This window comes from Lentzea kristufekii (assembly GCF_033949925.1).
GTDB lineage: Bacteria > Actinomycetota > Actinomycetes > Mycobacteriales > Pseudonocardiaceae > Lentzea > Lentzea kristufekii.
Genome location: NZ_JAXAVV010000028.1, coordinates 1 through 22257, shown reverse-complemented (window position 1 = coordinate 22257; position 22257 = coordinate 1). Strand labels below are relative to the sequence as shown.

Annotated in this window: 27 protein-coding genes and 2 pseudogenes; 17 read left to right on the top strand and 12 right to left on the bottom strand. The window is 69.8% G+C overall.

The window, feature by feature from the left end; genetic code table 11:
* Positions 1-95 precede the first annotated feature (95 nt).
* Positions 96-272, top strand: coding sequence for a hypothetical protein (locus tag SK571_RS38845; protein WP_170176235.1), 177 nt, complete (start codon positions 96-98; stop codon positions 270-272).
* Between the two features lie 3 nt (positions 273-275).
* Here SK571_RS38845 and SK571_RS38840 read toward each other — a convergent pair whose 3' ends face one another.
* Complete coding sequence (locus SK571_RS38840; RefSeq protein WP_319989105.1) at positions 276-767, bottom strand: FBP domain-containing protein; 492 nt, start codon at positions 765-767, stop codon at positions 276-278.
* A 67-nt stretch (positions 768-834) separates the two neighbouring features.
* On the opposite strand from SK571_RS38840, the gene SK571_RS38835 reads away from it, so the two are divergent.
* Positions 835-1398 (top strand): TetR/AcrR family transcriptional regulator, encoded by a 564-nt coding sequence (locus tag SK571_RS38835; protein ID WP_319989104.1) that lies wholly within the window; start codon positions 835-837, stop codon positions 1396-1398.
* Here SK571_RS38835 and SK571_RS38830 read toward each other — a convergent pair.
* Positions 1349-1747 (bottom strand): VOC family protein, encoded by a 399-nt coding sequence (locus SK571_RS38830; RefSeq protein WP_319989103.1) that lies wholly within the window; start codon positions 1745-1747, stop codon positions 1349-1351. The two genes, SK571_RS38835 and SK571_RS38830, sit on opposite strands and share 50 nt — an antisense overlap.
* A 61-nt stretch (positions 1748-1808) precedes the next feature.
* On the opposite strand from SK571_RS38830, the gene SK571_RS38825 reads away from it, so the two are divergent.
* From SK571_RS38825 to SK571_RS38815, 3 genes and pseudogenes are all read left to right on the top strand, one after another.
* Positions 1809-2780: a helix-turn-helix transcriptional regulator gene (locus SK571_RS38825; protein WP_319989102.1), complete on the top strand. Its 972-nt coding sequence runs from the start codon at positions 1809-1811 to the stop codon at positions 2778-2780.
* Between the two features lie 28 nt (positions 2781-2808).
* Positions 2809-3000, top strand: coding sequence for a hypothetical protein (locus tag SK571_RS38820; protein ID WP_319989101.1), 192 nt, complete (start codon positions 2809-2811; stop codon positions 2998-3000).
* A gap of 102 nt (positions 3001-3102) precedes the next feature.
* Positions 3103-3153: pseudogene (locus SK571_RS38815) on the top strand (hypothetical protein); the annotation flags it as partial.
* Positions 3154-3239: 86 nt separating this feature from the next.
* On the opposite strand, the gene SK571_RS38810 reads toward SK571_RS38815, so the two are convergent.
* From SK571_RS38810 to SK571_RS38800, 3 genes are all read right to left on the bottom strand, one after another.
* Complete coding sequence (locus SK571_RS38810; RefSeq protein ID WP_319989100.1) at positions 3240-4529, bottom strand: hypothetical protein; 1290 nt, start codon at positions 4527-4529, stop codon at positions 3240-3242.
* Between the two features lie 670 nt (positions 4530-5199).
* Entirely contained in the window at positions 5200-6417 is a 1218-nt protein-coding gene (locus SK571_RS38805; protein ID WP_319989099.1) for an epoxide hydrolase family protein, read from the bottom strand.
* Positions 6414-6878, bottom strand: a complete 465-nt coding sequence (locus tag SK571_RS38800; RefSeq protein ID WP_319989098.1) for an Lrp/AsnC family transcriptional regulator — start codon at positions 6876-6878, stop codon at positions 6414-6416. The genes SK571_RS38805 and SK571_RS38800 overlap by 4 nt, the downstream gene beginning before the upstream one ends.
* Positions 6879-7000: 122 nt before the next feature.
* Between SK571_RS38800 and SK571_RS38795 the strand changes: the two genes are divergently transcribed.
* Positions 7001-8272, top strand: coding sequence for an ArgE/DapE family deacylase (locus SK571_RS38795; protein WP_319989097.1), 1272 nt, complete (start codon positions 7001-7003; stop codon positions 8270-8272).
* Between the two features lie 2 nt (positions 8273-8274).
* On the opposite strand, the gene pip is transcribed toward SK571_RS38795, so the two are convergent.
* Positions 8275-9237: a prolyl aminopeptidase gene (gene pip / locus SK571_RS38790; RefSeq protein ID WP_319989096.1), complete on the bottom strand. Its 963-nt coding sequence runs from the start codon at positions 9235-9237 to the stop codon at positions 8275-8277.
* Between the two features lie 176 nt (positions 9238-9413).
* Here pip and SK571_RS38785 point away from each other — a divergent pair, with 176 nt between their 5' ends.
* Both SK571_RS38785 and SK571_RS38780 read left to right on the top strand, forming a co-directional pair.
* A complete protein-coding gene (locus tag SK571_RS38785) occupies positions 9414-9785 on the top strand; it encodes a hypothetical protein (RefSeq protein ID WP_319989095.1) in 372 nt (123 codons plus the stop codon).
* Between the two features lie 217 nt (positions 9786-10002).
* The gene (locus tag SK571_RS38780; protein ID WP_319989094.1) at positions 10003-11145 is read left to right on the top strand and encodes a hypothetical protein; all 1143 of its coding nucleotides are present in this window, start codon (positions 10003-10005) and stop codon (positions 11143-11145) included.
* Here the strand turns inward: SK571_RS38780 and SK571_RS38775 are convergent.
* Positions 11085-11414: a peptide deformylase gene (locus tag SK571_RS38775; protein ID WP_319989093.1), complete on the bottom strand. Its 330-nt coding sequence runs from the start codon at positions 11412-11414 to the stop codon at positions 11085-11087. The genes SK571_RS38780 and SK571_RS38775 overlap by 61 nt on opposite strands.
* Positions 11415-11463: 49 nt before the next feature.
* A pseudogene (locus tag SK571_RS38770) lies at positions 11464-11664 on the bottom strand (peptide deformylase); the annotation flags it as partial.
* Positions 11665-11712: 48 nt separating this feature from the next.
* Here SK571_RS38770 and SK571_RS38765 point away from each other — a divergent pair.
* The 4 genes from SK571_RS38765 to SK571_RS38750 all read left to right on the top strand — a co-directional run bounded on the left by SK571_RS38765 (position 11713) and on the right by SK571_RS38750 (position 14599).
* Positions 11713-12117, top strand: coding sequence for a winged helix-turn-helix domain-containing protein (locus SK571_RS38765; protein ID WP_319989092.1), 405 nt, complete (start codon positions 11713-11715; stop codon positions 12115-12117).
* Positions 12118-12123: 6 nt separating this feature from the next.
* Positions 12124-12912: a pentapeptide repeat-containing protein gene (locus SK571_RS38760; RefSeq protein ID WP_319989091.1), complete on the top strand. Its 789-nt coding sequence runs from the start codon at positions 12124-12126 to the stop codon at positions 12910-12912.
* Positions 12913-12990: 78 nt separating this feature from the next.
* Positions 12991-14046 (top strand): agmatine deiminase family protein, encoded by a 1056-nt coding sequence (locus tag SK571_RS38755; protein ID WP_319989090.1) that lies wholly within the window; start codon positions 12991-12993, stop codon positions 14044-14046.
* A gap of 7 nt (positions 14047-14053) precedes the next feature.
* Positions 14054-14599 carry a TetR/AcrR family transcriptional regulator gene (locus SK571_RS38750; RefSeq protein WP_319989089.1) on the top strand — a complete coding sequence of 182 codons (546 nt, stop codon included), beginning with the start codon at positions 14054-14056 and terminating at the stop codon, positions 14597-14599.
* On the opposite strand, the gene SK571_RS38745 is transcribed toward SK571_RS38750, so the two are convergent.
* The 3 genes from SK571_RS38745 to SK571_RS38735 all read right to left on the bottom strand — a co-directional run bounded on the left by SK571_RS38745 (position 14596) and on the right by SK571_RS38735 (position 16488).
* A complete protein-coding gene (locus SK571_RS38745; RefSeq protein WP_266038720.1) occupies positions 14596-15360 on the bottom strand; it encodes an alpha/beta fold hydrolase in 765 nt (254 codons plus the stop codon). The two genes, SK571_RS38750 and SK571_RS38745, sit on opposite strands and share 4 nt — an antisense overlap.
* A gap of 82 nt (positions 15361-15442) precedes the next feature.
* Complete coding sequence (locus SK571_RS38740; protein ID WP_319989088.1) at positions 15443-15892, bottom strand: hypothetical protein; 450 nt, start codon at positions 15890-15892, stop codon at positions 15443-15445.
* 62 nt (positions 15893-15954) lie between these two features.
* The gene (locus SK571_RS38735) at positions 15955-16488 is read right to left on the bottom strand and encodes a TetR/AcrR family transcriptional regulator (RefSeq protein ID WP_319989087.1); all 534 of its coding nucleotides are present in this window, start codon (positions 16486-16488) and stop codon (positions 15955-15957) included.
* Between the two features lie 85 nt (positions 16489-16573).
* Here SK571_RS38735 and SK571_RS38730 point away from each other — a divergent pair, with 85 nt between their 5' ends.
* Positions 16574-17779, top strand: a complete 1206-nt coding sequence (locus SK571_RS38730; protein WP_319989086.1) for an FAD-dependent monooxygenase — start codon at positions 16574-16576, stop codon at positions 17777-17779.
* Positions 17780-17790: 11 nt separating this feature from the next.
* On the opposite strand, the gene SK571_RS38725 is transcribed toward SK571_RS38730, so the two are convergent.
* A complete protein-coding gene (locus SK571_RS38725) occupies positions 17791-19452 on the bottom strand; it encodes a M14 family metallopeptidase (RefSeq protein WP_319989085.1) in 1662 nt (553 codons plus the stop codon).
* Positions 19453-19557: 105 nt separating this feature from the next.
* On the opposite strand from SK571_RS38725, the gene SK571_RS38720 reads away from it, so the two are divergent.
* The 4 genes from SK571_RS38720 to SK571_RS38705 all read left to right on the top strand — a co-directional run bounded on the left by SK571_RS38720 (position 19558) and on the right by SK571_RS38705 (position 22113).
* The gene (locus SK571_RS38720; RefSeq protein WP_319989084.1) at positions 19558-20280 is read left to right on the top strand and encodes a class I SAM-dependent methyltransferase; all 723 of its coding nucleotides are present in this window, start codon (positions 19558-19560) and stop codon (positions 20278-20280) included.
* Positions 20281-20284: 4 nt separating this feature from the next.
* On the top strand, positions 20285-20884 hold the full coding sequence (locus SK571_RS38715) for a DinB family protein (protein ID WP_406602098.1): 600 nt from the start codon (positions 20285-20287) through the stop codon (positions 20882-20884).
* A 5-nt stretch (positions 20885-20889) separates the two neighbouring features.
* Positions 20890-21468, top strand: coding sequence for a DinB family protein (locus SK571_RS38710; protein ID WP_319989082.1), 579 nt, complete (start codon positions 20890-20892; stop codon positions 21466-21468).
* A gap of 69 nt (positions 21469-21537) precedes the next feature.
* Complete coding sequence (locus SK571_RS38705; RefSeq protein WP_319989081.1) at positions 21538-22113, top strand: pyridoxamine 5'-phosphate oxidase family protein; 576 nt, start codon at positions 21538-21540, stop codon at positions 22111-22113.
* The last annotated feature ends 144 nt before the right edge of the window (positions 22114-22257 follow it).

The window sequence follows — 22257 nt, the reverse complement described above, 5'->3', positions numbered from 1 at the left end:
GACCCGCCGAAGGTCGGGATTCGCGAAATTGCCGCCCGTGAGCGCCGTCACAGGTGCATGCTGTGTGCACCAGCTCAACCCGAGGACTGATGACCATGACGAGTGCGACCGCGGGCTCCCGCCACAACTGGGAGACCGACCTGGAGCGCTATCGGACCAGGGCGGTCCAGGTGCTCGACACGCACCTGCCCGCGACGACCGGCTGCACCGAGTGCGGCGACCCGTGGCCCTGTGCCCGCGCGTGCTCCGCGGAGTTGGTGCTCGAGCTCTGAGACCTACGAGTTCACCCGGTCCAGGAACGCGCTGATCCCGGACATCATCCGTTCGACCTGGTCGTCGAGTGTGATCGATTCGTGGAACCGCGAGCCCGGTCCCGCGCTCTTCTTGCCGCGCAGGTACAGCGAGCACGCCAGGTCGGCGCAGACGTAGACGCCGACCGAGTTGCCCAGTTGCCCCGGCTTGCCGGCCTTGCGCGCGCTCATCAGCGACACGCCGTCGCCGGAATGCGTGGTCAGGCACCACGCGCACATCGTCTTGCGCGCCCGTCCGGCCTGGGCCGCCCTGCGCAGCGCGATGCCGGTGAGCCGTCCGTTCAGCTCGATCACGAGGTACGAGCGGTCGGGCGCGGCCGGGTCGGTCCAGCCGAGGAAGTCCAGGTCGTCCCACGGCCGCTCGCCCAGATCCCTGGGTACGTGCATGCGCTTCGCCTCGCCCTTGGTGGAATTGACGAAGGACGCGCGGATCTCGGGTTCGGTCAGCGGCTTCATGACCACGGACGCTAGGCTTACCTAGAGGTCCTAGGCAAATTATTAAGGACCCTAGGAAGGGTGACGGATGGCACGTGCGGGGCTCACGGCCGACCGCCTCACGCAGGCGGCGGCGGACCTGGCGGACGAGGTCGGCTTCGAGAACGTGACGGTGTCCGCGCTGGCCCGGCACTTCGGGGTGAAGGACGCCTCGCTCTACTCGCACATCCGCAACGCCCAGGACCTGCGCGTCCGCCTGGCCGTCCTCGCGCTCGCGGAACTCGCGGACCAGGTGGCGGAGTCGATCGCGGGCCGTGCGGGCAAGGACGCCCTGGTCGCGTTCGCCTCCGCCTACCGCCGGTACGCCCGCGAGCGTCCTGGCCGCTACGCGGCGATGCAGATCGCGCTCGACCCGGACACGGCCGCCGACAGCGCCCTGAAGCACGCCGAGATGACCCGCGCGGTCCTGCGGGGCTATGAGCTGTGGGAGCCGGAGCTGACCGATGCCGCCCGACTCCTGCACAGCACGTTGCACGGATTCGTCTCGCTGGAACGCTCCGGGGCGTTCCACAGCCACCCGCGCGGGGTCGAGGCGTCGTGGCTCAGAGCCCTGGACGCGCTGGACTCGGTGCTGCGGGCCTGGCCCGCCTGAAGAAGTTGACCAGGTTGCCGTCGGGGTCGCGGACCAGCAACGACCGGTTGCCCCACGGCATCGTGGTGGGTTCCTGGACGACCTCGACGCCGGCCAGCTTCGCGTGCACGCCCTCCACGTCGTCGACCTCGAACTCGATGATGACGCTGCGGTTGGCACCCGGCTCGGCCGATCCGGCGGCGAACAACGCCACGGTGCGGGTGCTGCCGATCGCGAGAGTCGCCGACGGGGTCGTGACCTCGGCGAAGTCCTCGCTGGCCCAGGTCGCCCGCACTCCCGTTGCTCGTTCGTAGAAACCGGCGAGGCGGGCGACGTCGGCGGTGATGACGCGGATAGATGCGAAGTCCATGGCTGCACGCTAAGAGCGATACCGGACAGAATCCGCCCGGTATGTGAGCGAGAATTTCGCCATGCCCCGGCCGATCGCACGCGTGCTGTCCTTGTTGGAGCTCCTCCAATCTGGAGGCGTTCGGACGGTCGCGGAGCTCGCCTCGCGGCTCGAGGTGGACGAACGCACCGTGCGCCGGTACGCCGACCACCTGCTCGACCTCGACATACCGGTCGAGTCGGTGCGCGGACGGTACGGCGGCTACCGGCTCGCTCCCGGTTACCGGATGCCGCCGTTGATGCTCAGCGACGACGAGGCGCTGGCGGTGCTGATCGGCCTGGTCACGGGCCTGATGACGGGCACCGCGAGCGGCACGGCGGCCGCGAAGATCCGCCGGGTGCTGCCCGCCCGGCTCGGCGGCAGGCTCGACGCCGTGCTCGGCTCGCTCGTCTTCACCAGCCCGCCCGGTGCGCCGGTCACCCCGGAGGCTTCGGTCCTGCTCGCGCTCGCCGACGCGGTGACGCACCATCGGCCCGTCGCGATCCGGTACACCGCCGCAGACGGCCGGCGCAGTGAACGCACGCTGCACCCGTACGGGCTCGTCGCGCACTCCGGCCGGTGGTACGTGACCGGCGCCGATCCCGCGATCGGCGAGGACCGGACGTTCCGGCTCGACCGCATCGCCGCAGCCAGGACGCTGCCCGGCTCGTTCGACCCACCCGGTGATCTCGATCCGGCGCAGCGGGTCCTGACCGGGCTCGCCACCGCTCCGCACCGGCACGAGGTGACGGTGCGGATCCAGGGGACCGCCGAGCAGATCCGCACCCGGCTGCCCGCGAGCGTCGCTGTGGTGGAGCCTCTCACCGACGGCTGGTCGCGGGTCGAGCTGCGGGTGGAACGGCTCGACTGGCTGCCTGGTGTGCTCGCGTCGCTGGGCCTGCCGTTCGTCGTCGAGCGACCGGACGAGCTGCGCGGTCTCGTCGCGGCGCTCGCCGAGCGACTCCTGAAGTCGGTTGCCCGCGGTGTCGGTGACGACCTGACCTCGCCGTCATGATCGACAGAATCGAGTCCGTGGTCCGCGTGTGACCGGGTCCCTGTACGACCACGCCGTCGTGCTGCACGGGCAGTTCCCCGACAGCCCGTTTTCCCGGGACGGGTCGCCGTATCCGGACGAGGAGCGCTACCGCCGCCCGGACGACCACCGCACCGAGGGCATCGACGTGGCCGCCGCGCTCGACGCGTTGCGGGCGGACTGCAACCGCGTCCGGCCATGACCTGCTAGAACGTCGACGAGGAGGTAGTGGACCACGCCGGGCGGCCGCTGAACGTCATGGTACGACTGCTTCGACACGCTCTCGCACCCCGACGACCCGCGCATGACCGGTCAGGCGCGGGAGAACCGCCAGCTGCTGAAGACGGCGATGGCGCGGGCCGGGTTCCGCAACCTGCCCGAGGAGTGGTGGCACTTCACGCTCACCGGACACGTACTTCGACTTCCCGGTCGCGCGCTGACCTACGCGGTGTCGCCGGGGCGGCGGGTCAGGTTCTGGATCAGGTCCACCACGTTGATCGGCTTCTCCAGGACCCCGGCCCGGTGTTCGCCGCCGAGCACCTCCAGGGTGTGGACGTCGGCCGGGCCGTCCGGCAGCTGCGGCGCCTCGGCCGGCCCCTCCACCGCCAGCTCCCGCATCAGCGGATGTGCCACCTGCAACGTGATGGTGTGCGGCTGGAGCACGTTCTCGAGCACCTCCGCGGACGGCAGCACGCCGTTGCGCACGATGTCGCGGTACGGGCCCACGGTGTCGTCTCGGTCGGGGGCGTCGCCGAACCAGCTGATCAGGTACGTGCGCAGGTAGACCGTCAGGAACCGCGCGACGGCTTCGGGTTCGGTGCGCGTGCGGGGCATCTCGGGCTGGTTGAGCAGGCAGTACAGGTCCGCGCCGAGCGGGAAGTCGGCGTCGCGCAGCCAGAGCACCGGGTCGGTGTCGCCGCCCGCGCTCACCGCGTCCAGGCAGGCGGCGACGAACGCGAGCCGGTTCGCGGTGAGGTTGTGGTCGGCCTTCTCGCGCTGCAGCGTGGCCGTCATCTCGTCCAGCTCACGGCGCAGGGCGGTCACGGTCTCGTGCTCGGCTGCACTGGGGTCGCGCCGCCGCTGCCACGCGATGATGCGGATCAGCAGCCGTTCGCACTCGCGCTGGTGTTCGTACTTGGCGCGCAGCTCCGTCAGCTCGCGCTCGTAGAACAGCAGGCTCGTCTCGTGCGCCTCTCGGTACTCCCGCACCGCCGCCTCGGATCGGCGCCGTGAGTTGTCCTGCTCCTCGGACAACTGCCTGAACAGCATGGCCGCCCGCACGCTGTCGTCGGGCGCCTCGCTGGTGTCCGCGTACGGCGGCGGTGCGTCGCCGGGCACTCGCACAGGCCCGCGGTAGCCGGGCGGCAGGTAGCGCTGCGAGGCCTGCCAGAGCCCGGCCAGGTACGGGTGCGTGGTGTCGTCGCGCCCGCAGCGGGCGTGGACGAACGTGACGAGGTCCCACTCCGCGATCTCCCGCGCGGTGCGGCCGATGCGCCTGCTCATGGCCTTCTTGGCGGCCTCGAACGCGCTGCGGTCCTCGGGGTCGCCCGCGATGCACGCCGGCGCGTCCGGGGCGGCCATGTGGGCGCGCAGGAAGTCGCTCGACGTCGGATGGCTCGCTGTGATGACCGTGACCAGCTCGAACGCCAGCTCGGCCGCGAACGGGTCGAGGCAGGTGTAGTCGCCTACCGAGGTGGGCAGATGGCGTCCACCCCGACGAGTGCCACGCACCATGGGTTCCTCTGCTGGGTGTGCCGGCCGGGGACCGGGAAGACGAAGGAAGAGCCGCACGCGCCGGCGTGCCTTTATGTGGTGGGTCTCCGGCGATTCATTCGTGAACTGTCGCAAGTGTCTCGTTGGGATCTTGTCCCAGGTACAAGTTCCCGCTATCGCCACCTGTTCGAGTGAATAGTCCTGATCGCTGGACAACCTCGGCCCCAAGTTCCGCGCGATGGACAACCGCCACGCGACCAGCCCAGCCGATCAGCTTCGCGCAGTGCCGTGAGCAGCGGTTATCGATGCACGGAGCAAGTCCACGCGAATGGACAACCTGTTCTTCGGCCGCACTGATGACCTGGAATGACCGCCCAGCACTCTCCGCGCGCCGTTCATCGACGGCCATTTCGCGACGTCGTTAACGGCTGATCGGCACTGCGATAGTGGGAGCAGCCCACGCTTCGGCCCGGCACATAAAAGAGCGGCTCCCCGATGGCAGTCGGGGAGCCGCGAAATCGTTGTCCAGACCCGATTTCCGCATCAGGAGAGAATCAACGTGCGAAGTGTAGACCTCCCGCAGCAGGTCCAGTCCCGGCATCGGCGGGACCAGGCGAGCCCCGGCTGCCTGCGCGGGCTGCTGTCCGTACCCGGCCTGTTCGCGCGGCTGGCGATCGGGCGGGTTCGGTCAGGGCCTGCGGCCGTGGAAGGTGCGGCGCAGGTCGCTCACCCACGCCTCCGGGTTCTCCCACGGGATGAAGTGGCCGCCGCGCTCGTGCGCGTTCACGTTGACGTGGTTGAACCAGCCGGCCAACGGTCCGGTCTTGAACGCCTGGACGCGCTCGTCGGCGGTGTGGACACCGGGCGGGTTCTCGTAGGTGACGAAGGTGAGGCCGACCGGGGCCTGCACGACCGGTGTGCGGTCGTGGGCGGGCGTCCAGGGGTAGCGGTTGGCGTTGGCGTAGTACCGCATCGACGTGGCGATCGAGTTGGTCGCCCAGTAGATCGTCGCGTGCGTGAGCAGATCGTCCTTGGTGAAGACGGACTCGACGTCGCCGCCGTTGTCGCTCCAGGAGTTCCAGCGCTCCAGCAGCCATGCGAGCAGTCCTGCCGGTGAGTCGCTCAGGCCGTGGGCGAGGGTGGCTCCGTCGAGCACGTGCACGGCGAGGTGCGGTGCCCAGCGGTGGTCGAGCTCGATGGTGCGGGCGCGGGCGGGTTGCTCGTCGGGCAGGGGGCGGTTGCGGGCGAAGTCCCAGGCGCGGTCGCCGTTGAAGAAGCTGAGCGGCAGGCCTGAGCCGATGTGGATCCCGTACAGCGAGTCGGCGTACTTGTGGCCGAGCTGGCTGGACACGATCCCGCCGATGTCGCAGCCCCCGGCGGCGTACTTCTCGTAGCCGAGGGTCTCGGTCATCAGGGTGTGCCAGAGATCGGCGACCTTCCAGAAGTTGACGTCCGGGAAGCCGGTGAGCGGGCCGGGAAAACCGAAGCCCGGCAGCGACGGCACGATGACGTCGAACGCGTCGGCGGGGTCGCCACCGGACGCGGCCGGATCGGCGAGCGGGTCGATCACCTTCGACCAGTGCCAGAACGTCCACGGCCAGCCGTGGGTGAGGATCAACGGGATCGGGCGCGGACCGCGGCCGGGCTTGCGCATGAAGTGCACGGGAACGCCGGCGACGGTCACCTCGTAGTGCTCGTAGGCGTTGATGGCGGCTTCGGCCTTGCGCCAGTCGAAGCCGCCCCGCCAGTAGCTGACCAGGTCGCGCAGGTAGGCGGCGGGAACGCCGTAGGACCAGTCCTCGTTGCCCTCGTCCAGCGGCGGACGGGTCGACGCGAGCCGGGCGCGCAGGTCGTCGAGGACGTCGTCGGACACGTGGATCGGACCGGGTTCGAGTGAATTGATCACGCTTTCGACGATAGGGCGCCTTCCCGCCCGCGTGGCCGGGTCAGCAGCCTGGACAGCACGATCGCGCTCTCGGTCCGTTCGACGGGTGCGGTCGAGCGGACGCGCTGGATGGCCTGTTCCAGGTGCGGGATGTCCCTGGCGAGCATGTAGAGCATCGCGTCGGCGGCGCCGGAGACGGTGCAGGCCTCGACGACCTCGGGGATGTCCTCCAGCGCCTTGCCCAGCTCGGCCGGGGTGGGGTTGCCCGCGCAGTAGACCTCGACGAACGCCTCGGTGTGCCAGGCCATCGCCTGCGGATCCACGAGCGCGCTGAAACCGCGGATCGCACCGGTGGCCACCAGACGGTCGAGCCGTCTCTTCGCGGCGGACGGCGACAGCCCGGCCGCCTTGCCGATCTCGGCGTAGGTGGCGCGGGCGTTGCGCAGCACGCACCGGATGATCGCCTGGTCGATGTCGTCCATGCCCTGAGCATCCGGTCTGGCACAAAAAATTGCCATGCCACCGTGATCTTTGCAAAGAAACCGCTGCTAGATGCCGGTTTCGACGATTGTTTGCACGACTCGGCGAACCTACTGTCCGGCTGGTGACCATCAACGATGTCGAGGCGGCGGCGCTGGCCGCGGTGGACGAGGCCGCGATCGGCCGGCTCCTGCTGGATCTGCTCGCGGTGCCGAGCGTGACGGGCAGCGCCGCGGAGTCCGAACTGCAGCACGTGCTGGCCGGACACCTGGAACGCATGGACCTGGACGTCGATCTCTGGTCGATGGACCTGCCCGAACTCCGCGCGCACCACGACTTCCCCGGCGGCGAGGCGCCGCGCACGGAGGCATGGGGGCTGGTGGGCAACACGCGCTCAAAGGGTGACGGGCCGACGTTGATCCTGCAGGGACACGTCGATGTCGTTCCGCCCGGCGACCTGGCGCAGTGGCAGGGCGATCCCTTCCGCCCGCGCGTCGAGGGAGACGTCGTCCATGCCCGCGGAGCGTGCGACATGAAGGCCGGTGTGGTGGCGATCCTCGCCGCGCTGGCCGCGATCCGCGCGACTCAGGCGACGCTGCGGGGCCAGGTGTCCGTGCACTTCGTCGTCAGCGAGGAGGACGGCGGGCTCGGGGCGTTCGGCACTCTGCAGCGCGGCCACACCGGTGACGCCTGCATCATCACCGAACCGACCAGCGGCGCGCTCATGATCGCCAACGGCGGTGCCCTCACCTTCCGCATCGAGGTCCCCGGCCAGGCCACGCACGGCAGCACGCGGTACGCCGGGGTCAGCGCCATCGACGCCTACCTGCCGATCCACGCCGCGCTCGCCCGGCTGGAAACCCGCCGCAACGCCGGCGCCGATCCGCTCATGGCCGCCTACCCCGTTCCGTACCCGCTGTCGGTCGGCACGCTGCAGGCCGGTGACTGGGCGAGCAGCGTGCCGGATCTGCTGGTGGCCGAGGGGCGACTGGGCGTGGCGCTGGGGGAGGAGCCCGCCCGGGCACGCGCGGAACTCGAGGCGTGCGTGGCCGAGGCCTGCGCGTCGGACCCGTGGCTGCGGGCCCACCCCGCCGTCGTGACGTGGCCCGGTGGCCAGTTCGCCAGCGGCCGGTTACCGGCAGGGCATCCGCTCGCGGCGCTGGTCGGCGACGCGCACGCGGACGTCACCCGGACTTCGCGTCCCGCCGAGCAAGGCGCGCCGTACGGCAGTGACCTGCGCCTGTACGCGGGAGCCGGGATCCCCACCCTGCAGTACGGGCCCGGTGACGTGCGGCTCGCGCACGGTCCGCAGGAGCAGGTCTCCGTCAGCGAAGTCGTCACCGTCACCCAGGCCCTCGTGCTGGCCACCCTGCGGACGGTCTACCCGACGCCCTGATCTCAGGCGAAACGGTCGGTGGCGGCGATGATCGCCGCGGCCATGCTGCCACCGCCGTGACCGGTGTCGTCGAGGACCACGAGCTCGCTCCCGGGCCAGGCCCGGTGCAGTGCCCACGCCGTGCCGAGTGGACCGCTGACGTCGTAACGCCCGTGGATCAACACGCCGGGAATCCCGTGCAGCCGCCCGATGTTGCGCAGCAGCTGCCTCTCTTCCAGGAAGCAGCCGTGGGACCAGTAGTGGGTCACCAGGCGGGCGAAGGCCAGCTGGAACTCCGGCTCGGCGACCGACAGGAACGGCTCGGCGTCGGGAGCCAGCGACATGTGCGTGTCCTCCCACAGGCACCACTCGTGTGCGGCCTTGGCGCGGACCTCGGGGTCGGGATCGTGGAGCAGCCGGCTGTAGGCGGCCGCCAGGTCGCCGTCGCGTTCGGCGGAGGGCACGACGTCGCGGAACCGTTCCCACTCGCGCGGGAAGACGCGGCCCATGTCACGGGTGATCCACTCGGTGTCGCGGCGGTCGCCGTCGGTCACGGCCGCGAGCACCAGTTCGGTCACCCGCTGCGGGTGTGCCTGCGCGTAGGCGAGAGCCAGGGTGACGCCCCACGAGCCACCCTCGACCAGCCAGCGCTCGATGCCCAGGAGGACCCGCAGCGCCTCGATGTCGGCGATGAGGTGCTGGGTGGTGTTCGCCGACAGGTTGACGACGGGGTCGGTCGCGGAAGGGGTGCTGCGCCCGGCGTTGCGCTGGTCGAACAGGACCACGCGGTAGCGGTCCGGGTCGAACAGGCCCCGCATCCTCGGCGAGCTTCCCGATCCGGGACCGCCGTGCAGCGCGACGGCCGGCTTGCCGTCGGGGTTGCCCGACACCTCCCAGTACAGCGAATGACCGTCGCCGACCTCCAGCATGCCCGACTCGTACGGCTCGCTCAGTGGATAGCGGTGGTCGTCGGATGTGCTCGTCATGCGGCTCATGATCGCGCACCGGTTCCCGGCGCGGACGAGGTTGCACACTGCGACGCGCACTGAGGGTGTCAGCGCCCTGCTGCCCGGTGGCCTTGGTCCTGACGACGAGGAGCACTGCGCACCTGCCCGCCGCCGGATTGCCGGTGAAGAGTGAGCCGTGGAAGGAGGTGAGATCGATGAGGCTCGGAGTGAAGGACGTTGTCGCGACAGTTCTCGTCGCGCTCATCGCGATTCCGTACATCGGCTACTTGGTCAACGGCGAAATGCCGTTCGTCAAGGATCCGAGGGGGATGGCTGCGGTCGGGCTCGTGCTCGGCGTCGTGGCCTTCCTCGTGGTGCGGTGGGGAGACGCGCTCGACCGTTTCGGCGTGGCCGAGATGGGGCTGGCGGTTCTGGTGCTGGTGTTGGGCGTTGTCACCCTGTTCCTGGCCGAGACCGCGGCCGCGGAGGTTCTGCTGGCGGTGTTCATGGGATCGATCTTGTTGATGCTGATGGTCGAGCTCGCTGACCACGCCGGTGTCTTCCGGGGTGCGGTGTCGCACCGGTAGTCACCAACTGGTGCCGCACTCCGCAGTGCGCTGCGGAGTGCGGCACCAGTCGTGCGTGTCCGTTGCTGATCACACGCGCCCGCCCAACGGAACTCCAAGCTTCCTGATCCTGACCGCCGATAATGTTCACTTATCGGCGGTCAGGAATTTGGCGCCCAATTGAGTAGCGTTGCGTTGGATAACGTTGGCGCACACGTAATTCTGCTACGATATCGCCGTGGAGACGAGCTGTAACTTCCCCGGCTGCGAGCGGCCGGTTTTCCGAGGTGGCGGGCCTGGCAGGCCCTCGGAGTACTGCGATCTGCCCGAGCACACGCGCTGGCGGGCGTGGAGGGAGCGGCAGCGGCTGGCGGAAACCCCCGAGCAAAACCTGGAGGTCGTCACCGTGACGAATCTCCCGAGGGTCTCCGGTACCGCCAAGATCAGGGCTGAAGAGCTCCTCGACCGGTTCCGGGTGCTGTCGGAACAGATGACGCAGACCCTCGGACGGGCCGTCGGCGAGTTGAACGCGATGGCGGACCCGAGCGTCGCCGAGAGCCTGGTCCAGGCCGCCGAGGCCGAGGCGGCGCGACGGGTCGCGGAGGCGCAGGCGGAACTGGCTTCCGCCGAACAACGCCGGCACGAGGCCGAGCGGGCCCGCAAGGCCGCCGAGGAGACCACCGAGCAGGCGGTGCGGGCGGCGGAAGAAGCCGACGATGCCGTCGACACGGCGGTGACGGAACGGGACGAGGCCCGGCAGGCCGCACGCGACGCCGCCGCGAAGGCCGAAGCGGAGATCGCCGAGGCCAGAGTGCAGGCGGCGGCGCTGATCGAGGAGATCCGGGCCGAGGCGGAGCAGACCAAGGCCGACGCCGTGAAGCACGCCGAGCAGGCGCGGCGGCAAGCGGCCAAGGAGATCGAACAGGCGCGCGCCGAAGCTCAGGCGGAGATCGCGCGCGCCCGTGCTGAGGCACAGGTCGAGGTGGAACGTGCTCGCGCCGAGGCGCAGGCTGCGGTTGAGCGTGCCGAGGCCGAAGCTGCCGCCTTGAAGCAGGCCACTGAGCAGGCGCGCGCGGAGGCGGCGGAGACCGTGAGCCGGGCCGCGAAGGCTCGTGATCTGGCGGTGGTGCGGGCGGAACGCGCTGAGCAGGCCGCCGCGGACGCACGGGCCGAGCTGGAGCGCTCACGCGGCGAGTTCGAGACGCGGTTCGCGCAGGTCAGGCAGGAAAGTGCCGAGCAGGTGGCGGCGGTGCGTCAGACGCTCGCGGTCGTGGAGGACGCGCGGGCTCAGACGTTGACCAGGGCCGAGCGTGCCGAGCGTCAGCTGGACGAGGCGGCGGAGGAGCTTCGGGCGGCGCGGCGGGCGAAGACCTCGTCCTGAGAGGCGGCCATCTCGCGCAGCGCGGACTTGCGTTCGCGCTGCGTCAGCCGGTCCAGGTAGAGCCTGCCGTAGAGGTGGTCGGTCTCGTGCTGCAGGCAGCGGGCGAAGTAGCCCCGGCCCTCGACGACGATGGGATTGCCGTCCTTGTCCTGGCCGCGCACGACGGCGCGGTCGGGACGGGCCACCACGCGGTACGGGCCCGGCACGGACAGGCAGCCTTCCGGTTCTTCGAGGAGCGTGCGCTGCCCGGCGGGCAGGTCGTCGAGCACGGGGGTTGAGGATGTGGCCGGTGTGGCGGGTGCCCCACTCGTCGCTCATGTCCCACACGAACAGCTGCAGGTCGACGCCGACCTGGTTCGCGGCGATGGCGGCGCCTTCGGCGACGTGGTTCGTGGCGAACATGTCGTCGATGAGCCGGGTGAGTTCCGGCGTGCCGAACTCGGTGGCCTCGCGGCAGCGGCGGGTCAGGATCTCTTCGCCCACGACGGTGACGCGGCGTGGGGTGCCTCGATCGGACATACTTTGCAAAGTAGCAGTGTTTGCAAAGTTGGCGGTAGGGTGCCGTCCATGTCTCGACCGCCGCTTCCTGACCATCCCGTGCGCATCGCGTTGCTGGACCTGCTGGCCGAGCACGGCACGCTGACCTCCACCCAGGCCGCCGCACGGCTCGGGCAGAGTTCGGGGCTGTGCTCGTTCCACCTGCGCCGGCTCGCCGAGCTGGGCCTGATCGAGGAGGCGCCGCACCAGGGTGGCAAGGCCCGTCCGTGGCAGCTGCGCTGGGAGACCGAGGACGCGCCGGCGACGGACGACTCGTTCAGCGCGCTCATCCACGTGACACCCGACGAGATGGCGGAGATCGGCGCGTCGATCCGGCGGTTGCTGTTCCGCTACCGCGACCGGGGCACGCGACCCACGAACGCGGTGGCCGTCACGGCGGAGATCCGGTTGCTCAACGGCGACCCAGTAGGCTGATCCGCGATGGACGAACTGAAAGGCGACTGCGCCAACTGTTTCGGGTTGTGCTGTGTCGCGCTGCCGTTCGCGAGGTCGGCCGACTTCGCGGCCACCAAAGACGCGGGCACGCCCTGCCGGAACCTGCTCGCTGATCACCGGTGCGGCATCCACGACAAGCTGCGGCAGAAGGGCTATTCCGGCTGCACGGTCTACGACTGCTTCGGCGCGGGTCAGCGGGTGTCGCAGACGGTGTTCGCGGGCGTCGACTGGCGCACCGCCGAGCGGCAGAAGATGTTCGCGGTCTTCCCAGTCGTCCGGCAGCTGCACGAACTGCTCTGGTACCTCGCCGAGGCGGGCCGCCTCGACCCGCACGACGACCTCGCGCAGGCCTTCGCCGAGGTGGAGCAGCACACGGTCGCCTCGCCGGACGCCATCCTGGCGCTCGACGTCGCGGAGATCCGGGCGAAGGTGAACGTCCTGCTGCTGCGCACGAGCGAACGGCTGCGGACCAGCGCGAAGTCGTACCGGGGTGCGGACCTGATCGGCGCACGGCTGCGCAACAAGAACCTGAGCAACGCGGATTTCCGCGGTGCCTACCTGATCGGCGCGGACCTCACGAACTCCGACCTGTCACGGGCGGACATGATCGGTGCCGACCTGCGGGGTGCGGAGTTGTCAGGCGCGGACCTGAGCACGTGCCTGTTCCTGACGCAGCCGCAGGCCAACGCCGCGCGGGGCAACGCGAAGACGAAACTGCCCGCCGCGCTGTCGCGGCCCGCGCACTGGACGGCCGAGCCCGCCAGGCGCCGCTGACCTCTTCTACGGCATCGCCAAGGCCACTACCAGCGGTTTCCGTTTGACTGAATTTTCAGTCAGGGATACCTTGGCGGCATGAACAGGCGCAACTTCGTGCAGTCGGTGGCAACGGCCGTCAGCGGTCTGCTCGCCGGCTGCCGAGGCGACACCCGATCGTGGGTGATGCCCGAGGAGGGGCGGCTGCATCGCCGCACGTGGATGGCGTTCGCTGCCGGCGAGCGGATCTGGGGCCGTGATCTGCTGCCCCGGGTACGGCGGGACCAGGCGACGATCGCGACCACGATCGCCCGGTTCGAGCCGGTGTCGATGCTGGTGCGGGCCGGGGACCTGGAACTGGCACGGTCGCTGATGCCGGGTGTCGAGCTGGTGACCGCGGAGATCGACGACCTGTGGATGCGTGACACCGGGCCGGTGTTCGTGCGCGGTGGCGGGGCGGTCGACTTCAACTTCAACGGCTGGGGCGGCAAGCAGGAGCACCGGCGGGACGCGAAGGTCGCCGGGTTCGTCGCTGGTCGGGCCGGTGCCGAGCGGGTTCGCACGGCCCTGGTGCTGGAGGGTGGTGCGCTGGAGGTCGACGGTGAAGGCACGGCGATCATCACCGAGAGCTGCGTGCTCAACGGCAACCGCAACCCGGGCTGGCAGAAGAGCGACGTCGAGCAGGAGCTCGCGCACCTGCTCGGGATCAGGAAGGTGATCTGGCTGCCGGGCATCGCCGGACGCGACATCACCGATGGTCACACCGACTTCTACGCGCGCTTCGCCGGTCCCGGTGTGGTGGTGGCGGGGCTCGACAACGACCCCGAGTCGTTCGACTACGACGTGACGCGCCGCCACCTGGAGATCCTGCGGTCGGCGACCGATGCCGCGGGCAGGCCGCTGCGGGTCGAGGTGGTGGAGGCCCCGGAGACGGTGCGGGTGCGTGACGAGGACTTCGCGGCTGGGTACATCAACTTCTACGTGTGCAACGGTGCGGTGTTCGGGCCGGAGTTCGGTGACCGGCGGGCCGACGCCGCGGCGAAGGCGACGATGGAGCGGCTGTTCCCCGGACGTGCGGTGGTGCAGATCAACATCGACGCCGTCGCGTCGGGCGGTGGCGGCATCCACTGCACCACCCAGCAAGAACCGAAGTGAGGGCGTTGTGTCGGAACGCAGGACCCAGATGCTCGAGGCCGCGGTGCGCGTGATCGCGCAGGACGGTGTGCGCGGGCTACGCGTCGAGAAGCTCGCGGCCGAGGCCGGGGTGTCGACGGCGTTGATCTATTACCACTTCAAGGACCGCGCCGGGATCCTGCGCGCCGCGCTGGAACACGTGAACCACCGGGCGCAGTCCTACACCGTCGACGTGGAGTCCAGCGATCCGCGCGCGAGGGTCGAGCAGATGCTTCTCGGCGAGCTGCAGGACACCGCGTTCGTGCGGGAGACGAGCATCGCGTGGGGTGAGCTGCGGGCCAGCGCGGCGTTCGACGAGGACCTGCGCGCGACGTTGCGCACAGCGACCGAGGCGTGGAACGCCGACGTGGAAACGCTTGTGCGCCAGGCGAATCCGGAGGTCGACGCGGCGGCGGCCGCCGAACGGCTCACCGCGCTCGTCGAGGGTGTGAGCGAGCGCTGGCACAGCGGCTCGCTGACCCTGCAACGAGCGCGTGAGCTGCTGGCCGGCGCCATCGCCCGTGAGCTGGCCTAGACCGACAGCCGCTGCTGGGCGACGGCGCGCGCGAAGCCCTCGACGTTGTCGATCATGATGTTGTGGCCGGTGTTCGGCACGGAGACGAGCTGCACGCCGGATGCGGCGAGTTCGCGGCCGCCGCTGGGCGGTGCGTCCTCGGGGTGCAGGAAGACGCGCGGGATCTCCAGTTCCAGCAACAGCTTGCGCATCGTGGGTGACGTGCCGCGGACGAGGTCGACGGCGCTGCGGTAGAGGGCTTCGCGGCCGGCCATGCGCATGGTGGCGGCCCAGTGCGGGCCGACGTCGCGCAGCACGCGGTCGAAGCCGTGGCTCAGGAAGTCCGCCTCGCCGTAGGCGGCGATGCCCCGGCTGCCGGGTGCGCCGAGTGCGGGCGTGGCGGGGTCGACGTGGGGGTCGACGAGCACGAGTGAGCGCACCATCTCGGGGTGGCGTGCGGCGAGCACGATGGCGACGGCGCCGCCCATGCTGTGGCCGATGATCTCGCTGCGGCGCAGCCCGATCTTCGCGAGCGCGACGGCGAGGGCGTCCGCGTGGCCTTCCAGCGAGTAGGCGAAGCCGGCGGGGCGGTCGCTGATGCCGAAGCCGAGCATGTCCATCATGAGGCTGCGGCGCCCGGCGAGCAGCGGGTGCGCGACGGCCTCGGCGTAGTAGGGAGCCGACGAGGCGCCCAGTCCGTGCAGGTAGACGCGTGCCGGTGTGGCACCCGGCACTTCGACCCAGCGGATCCGGACCCCAGGTCTGATCTCGACGGCGCGCATGTCTCTCCCGGCGGTTAATCGGTTTCCGGACCCTACCCCGCGCTCAGACGGGCCGAGAGCGGTTTCGAGAGTCCGTTCTCATCTAGTCGACGAGCCGCGCGGACACCACTGCGAACAGCAGCGTCACGGCGGCGAAAACGAAGGTGTAGCTGAATCCTATGGCGGCGTGCAGGGGCCGTGATCGCGCTCCCTCGCACAGGTGCAGCTGCCAGTACCCGGCGCCGAGGCCGAAGATCAGCCAGGGCACCACGACGAGTGCCGGCGCGGGCCCGTCCAGCAGGCCGCTGACCACGAACGGCGTGCTCGCGGTGATCACGCCGGTGGCGACGGCCGTCGGCCAGGGATGCCCGGCCGGTTCGCCGGACACGCGTCCGGCGGCGACCGCGACCACGGCCGCGAGCAGTGCGGCGGTGATCGGAACGGCGGGCAGCCAGGCGTCGTGGGAACCGGTGACGGGCACGAGGACGACCGCGATCAGGAGCACGGCGGCGGTCGGTGTCAGCGGCAGCACCCAGGCACGGCGGAGGGGCACCGCGTGATGTTCGTCCTTCGCGGCGCCGACCGACAGCGACCGAACGGCGGCTTTTGGAAGGTCTAGACGCCCAGGGCGGCGCGTGCGGCCGTCACGGTGGCCGCGCGCAGCTCCTCGACGGGGGTGTCGGGGAACTGCATGGTGCAGTCCTGCATGCCGCCGAACGCGAGCACCGCGCGTGCCTGCTGCTCCAGCGTCGCCTCGGGGCCGAACACGAGCCGGGTCAGGCGGGCGCGCCAGGACAGCACGACGTCGATCAGGCCGAGCTCGGCGAGCGTGGTCAGCTCGGTGAGCAGCAGCATCATGTCCTTGCGGTGGCGGTGGTGGAAGTCGAAGAAGCCCTCGATCAGCTCGACCGGCTGCACCTCGTGGCGTTCCTCCATGCGCGTGAGGAACCCTTCGCCGTCGTCGAGCAGCGGGGTGACGATGCTGCGGACGAGGTCCTCGCGTGAGGCGAAGTGGTAGTAGAGCGCGGGTTTGGTGATGCCGAGGCGGTCGGCGATCTCCTGCAGGCTGGTCTGCTGCACGCCCTGATGTGCGAACAGCTCCCGGGCGGTCTGCAGGATCCGCTGCTTGGTGTCGCTCTGTCGTGCCACGGGCGGAATCTTACTTAACAGTCGGTAAGTCGCGGTGCTAGAGTCGGCCGCAGGACTTACCGACCGTTAAGTAAGGGGCTGTGACGTGCGGATACTCGTTTCCGGGGCCAGCATCGCCGGTCCGGTGCTCGCCTACTGGCTGACGCGGCACGGGCACGAGGTGACGGTGGTCGAGCGGTCGCCGGTGCTGCGCAAGACCGGCGGGCACGCGGTCGACCTGTTCAAGCCGGCCATGGACATCTCCGAACGCATGGGCGTGCTGCCGCGCATCGAGGCGCTGGCGACCGGGACCACGCGGTTGACGTACCTGCGGGAGGGCACGCGCAAGCCGATCAGCGCCGACGTGACGAAGTTGTTCGCGGCCGCGTCGGACCGGCATGTCGAGGTCATGCGCGACGATCTGAGCGAGATCTACTACGACGCCACGCGCGCGGACGTGGAGTACGTGTTCGGCGACTCGATCGCGTCCATCGGTGACGAGGTGGGCTTCGAGGTCGGTGCGCCGAGGCGGTTCGACCTGGTCATCGGTGCGGACGGGCTGCATTCGAACGTGCGGCGGCTCGTGTTCGGCGAGGTCGGCAAGACGTTCGTGGGTGCGTATCTGGCGGTGTTGTCCGTGCCGCGGGATTTGGGTGTGCCGGGCGAGATGACCGGCCACATCGGGCCTGGCCGTACCGCGGCGGTGTACGGCGCACGGCACCTGGACGACGCACGAGCGGTGTTCCTGTTCCGCTCGCCCGAGCTCTCCTATCACCACCGGGACACCGCACGGCAGAAGGAACTGCTGCGGGAGGCGTTCGCGGCGATGCACGGCGAGGTCGACTCGTGGCTGGAGCACTTGGACGGCGACGGCGCGTTCTACTTCGACTCGATCACCCAGCTCCGCGAGGACACGTGGTCACGCGGGCGGGTGGCGCTGGTCGGGGACGCGGCCTACTGCCCCGGCCCGGCGATCGGCGGCAGCACGAGCCTCGCGGTGCTGGGGGCGTACGTGCTGGCAGGCGAGTTGTCCACGGGCGCGGACCATCAAGCGGCGTTCGCGCGGTACGAGGACGAGATGCGCGACATCGTGCATATGAGCAGGGCGTTCGCGCTCGGCACGGCCAAGACGTTGATCCCGTCCACCCGGCTGGGTGTGTCGGGGCTCGTGAGAGGCGCGCAGCTGCTGACGTCGTTGCCGTCGTGGCTGATACGGCCGCTGGCCAAGCTCAACTCGAAGGGCGTGCGAATGCACGACTCGATGCGCGTCGAGGACTACGAGTGTCAGGGCGCCGCGACCGCGGCGCCCTGACACTCAGCCGGTCAGAACTGCAGGCTCCACTTGTCGAGGAACCCGGTGTCCTGGTTGGCGTTGTCGTTCACCCTCAGCTGCCAGGTGCCGTTGGCGACCTCGCTGGAGGCGTTGACGGTGTAGGTGGTGTTGATGTTGTCCGTGCCGCCGCCGGAGCGGTTGTGCAGGACGTAGACGGTGCCGTCCGGCGCCACCAGGTCCACCTTCAGGTCACCCTGGTAGGTGTGCTTGATGTCCACGGCGACCTTGAGGGTCGACGGGGCGTTGCCGGTCACACCGGACACCGTGATCGGGGAGTTGATCGTGGTGTTGTCCCTGATCTGGAAGTCCGCGGCGTTCTCGAAGAACTTGCCACCGGGGTCCGGCGGGGTCACGCCGCAGTACTGCTGTTCCTTGCCGATGGCCTCGTACGGGCAGTCGGCGCGTTCCAGCAGCTGCAGCACCGCCTCCTTGTTGCGGGCGGTCTGCGCCGGGATCACCTCGTCGGGCGGGTAGAAGCCGCCACCGCCGGCACTGCCGGGGTACATCTCGAAGGTGTAGGCGAAGATGCCCTGCGTGCCCCACAGCCAGTCGGGGATCGACCCGTCGGTGATGTAGAGGTCGCTGGACTGCTCGGGCGTGTAGTTGTTGGTGGCCGCCATCTGCTGGCCGATGGTGGCGAACGTGTCGCGCTGGTCCTGCGTCAGGCCCGGTGCGACGTCGTCGTAGGTCCAGCCCCACGGCCACAGGATGAGCTCGCTGTAGGTGTGGAAGTCGATGGACGCGCCGATCTGCTGCTTGCCACCGACGTTGCGGCTGCGCACGAAGTCGGCCACGACCTTCACCTCGGGCGCGGACTCCGCGCTCGGCCCGCGGTAGGTGTCGGAACCGGTGCTGCCGCTGGAACCGCCGCAGCAGCCCCACTTGTAGGCCCAGTTGCGGTTGAGGTCGGTGCCGACGTTGGCCGAACCGGCGTTGGGCTGCCGGTTCTTGCGCCACGACCGGTAGCTGCCGGTCGCGATGTCGTACTCGCCACCGTCGGGGTTGACGTCCGGGATGATCCAGATCTCGCGGGTGTCCACGAGGCCCTTGATGCGCGCGTCGCTCGCGTACTGGGTCGTGAACTGGTTGATCAGGTACAGCGCCATCTCGACGGTGAGGTGCTCACGGGCGTGCTGGTGGTGCGTGAACAGCACCTCCGGCTCGTTCTCGTCGGCACCGACGTTGTCGCTGATCTTGAGGGCGACGATGTCGCGGTTCTCGTAGGACTTGCCGATGACCTGCTTGCTGATCAGGTTCGGGTACGCCGCGACCGCGTTGTTGATCGCCGTCGTCATCTCGGCGTAGTTGTGGTAGTTCGAGTCGGCCGCGGGGAAGTCGAACGGGCCGATGGCCGAGTTCGCCTCCATCCGCCTGGGCAGCTCGGTGACCTCGAACCCCTGTGCCTTCAGGTTCTTGGCCTCACGCGCCGTCGCGGTGATCACGACGATGCCGTGCTCCTCGATCGAGTCGATCGCGGCACCGGACTTGGCGAGCTTGGTGCGCTGTTCCACCGTGCGCACGTTGCTGACCTGGTAGTTCGTCGACAGCTCCTCGGCGCCGGGGGCCGCGCCGGTGGGCACGCCTCCCATGGCGAACACGACGCTCGCGGCGACGGTGACCCCGATCAGGGGTCTGAGATGGCTCTTTCGCATGCAGGGCAACCCTTTCGAACCACGGCAGGGACATGGCTTCCGCAATGTGTAGTCCGTGTGAAGGCTCACTGTCATCCCGCCATACGTATGGGGTTACCTGGTGGGATGACGCGTTACGACGTTGTGGAGGCCACCTCGTACCGGGTGGCCCGCGAGATTTCGCTCGAGGGGTTGTCGTCGTGGCGGGACGCGGTGGCGCCGTATTTCCTGCCGGGACGCACGGTGCTGGACCTGGGCGCGGGCACGGGACTGTTCGTGCGGGCGTTCGGGACGTGGTTTCCGGAGGTGTCCGTGGTGGCGGTGGAACCGTCCGCGGACATGAGGCGGGCGTCGGGGTTGCCGATGCTCACCGGGGACGCCGGCGCGGTCCCGCTGCCGGATTCGTCGGTGGACGTGGTGTGGATGTCGACGGTGGTGCACCACGTCCGCGACCTGGCCGCCGCCGGGGCGGAGTTGCGGCGGGTGCTGCGGCCGGGCGGTGTGGTGGTGCTGCGGTCGTTGTTCCGCGAGCGGCACGGCGGGATCGGGTTGTTCCGGTTCTTCCCCGAGGCCGCGCGGGCGCTGTCCGGGTTCCCGACGGTCGCCGAGGTGGCCGACGGCATGGGGTTCGCGGTGCAGCGGCTGGAGGCGGTGCCCCAGGTGACGGCGTCGTCGTTGGCGGACAAGGCGTCGACGCTGCGGCAGGAGGCGGACACGCTGCTGCGTTCGCTGTCGGCCGAGGAGTTCACTGCGGGCCGGGAGCGGTTGCTGGCGGCGGCCGCGGCCGAGTCCGGGCCGGTGGTGGACCACCTGGATCTGCTGGTCCTCAGAACTGTCGGTGCCGTCTGAGACGCTGCTGCGTGTGGACGAGAAGACGCTGCTGCACCGGTATCTGAACGAGGCGCGCGAGGCGTTGCTGTGGAAGCTCGAGGGGCTGTCGGAGTACGACGTGCGCCGCCCGTTGACGCCGACGGGCACGAACCTGCTGGGGCTGGTGAAGCACGCGGCCGGGGTGGAGCTCAACTACTTCGGCCGCGTGTTCGACCGGCCGTTCCCCGACCCTCCGCTGTGGTCGACCGCGGACGCCTTACCGGCCTCGGACATGTACGCCTGGCCTGAGGAGACGCGGGGGTCGGTCGTCGGCTTCTACGGGCGTGTGCGCGCGTATGCCGACGAGACGATCGCGGCGTTGGCGGTGGACGCGCCGGGGGTGGTGCCGTGGTGGTCGGAGAGCCGTCGGGCCGTGACGTTGCGGGAGGTGCTGCTGGACGTGATCGTCGAGCTGCACCGCCACGCCGGGCACGCGGACGTGGTGCGGGAGCTGGTCGACGGCGCGGTGGGCATGCAGGACGGCAACACGAACATGCCGGCGGTGGACGGGGCCTGGTGGAGTGCGCACCGCGCCCGGTTGGAGAAAATCGCCGCCGCGGCCGACCCGGCTCTGCGAGGGTGAGGGCCATGGCCTCTGATCCCAAAGCCGACCTGCACCGCTACCTGAAGGTCGCCCGCGAGTCCTTCCTGTGGAAGCTCGAGGGCCTGTCGGAGTACGACGTGCGCCGCCCGTTGACGCCGACGGGCACGAACCTGCTGGGTCTGGCCAAGCACCTGGCCGGTGTCGAGGCGGGCTACTTCGGTGACTGCCTGGGCCGCCCGTTCCCCGAGAAGCTGCCCTTCGACGTGGACGCCGACCCGAACTCGGACATGTTCGCCACCGCGGACGAGTCGCGTGAGGACGTGCTGGGGCTGTTCGCGCGGGCGACGGCGTTCGCCGACACCAGCATCGAGGAGCTGCCGCTGGACGCGCCCGGTGTGGTGCCGTGGTGGTCCGAAGAGCGCAAGTACGTGACGCTGCACCTGCTGCTGGTCCACGAGATCGCCGAGGTGAACCGGCACGCCGGGCACGCGGACATCCTGCGCGAGGGGCTCGACGGGGCGGCCGGGCTGCGCGCGGGCAACTCGAACCTGCCGCAGCAGGACTGGCGGGCGCACTGGGACCGGGTGGAACTGGAGGCGCGCAAGGCATCAGGCCAGGCATGACCGCACGGCCACGCTCAGCACCTGGGAATGTGGCTGACAGGGTCCGCGAGGCGATCAATACTGCTGAGCATGGGTAAGGAATACGAGCGGATCGAGCCGCGGCTGTGGGAGTTCATCGAGAACCAGAAGGTGTTCTTCGTGGCCACCGCCCCGCTGGCGGGTGACGGGCACGTCAACCTGTCGCCCAAGGGCCGGCAGGGCACGCTGCGGATCCTCGACGACCGCACGGTGGCCTACCTGGACTTCGGTGGCAGCCACGCCGAGACGATCGCGCATCTGCGGGAGAACGGGCGCATCACGCTGATGTGGTGTGCGTTCGAGGGCCCGCCGAACATCGTGCGCGTGCACGGCCGGGGTGAGCCGGTGTTCCGCGACGATCCGCGCTTCGCCGAGCTGGTGGCGGGCTTCGGGGAGGCGGACGGGCCGGCGTTGCGGGCGGTGATCGTCGTGACGGCGGAGCTGATCAGCGACACGTGCGGGTTCGCCGTGCCGTTCATGGACTACCGCTCGGAGCGGGAGCTGCACGCGGACTACTTCGGCCGCAAGAGCGACGACGAGTTCCGCGAGTACACGAACAAGAAGCCGTACAACATCGCGAGCATCGACGGTCTGCCCGCCATGGAGCTGCCGCTGCCGCCGCGCTGAGAAAGTTCCTTCGGCGCGGATGTCGAGACCGTCGTCACGGCTCCGTCCCCAGGGCGTGACGATGATGACGCAGAGCGAGATCACCGAGGTCCTCAACCGCCCGTACAGCAAGGAGCTGCTGCACCGCGACATGCTCAGGATGGC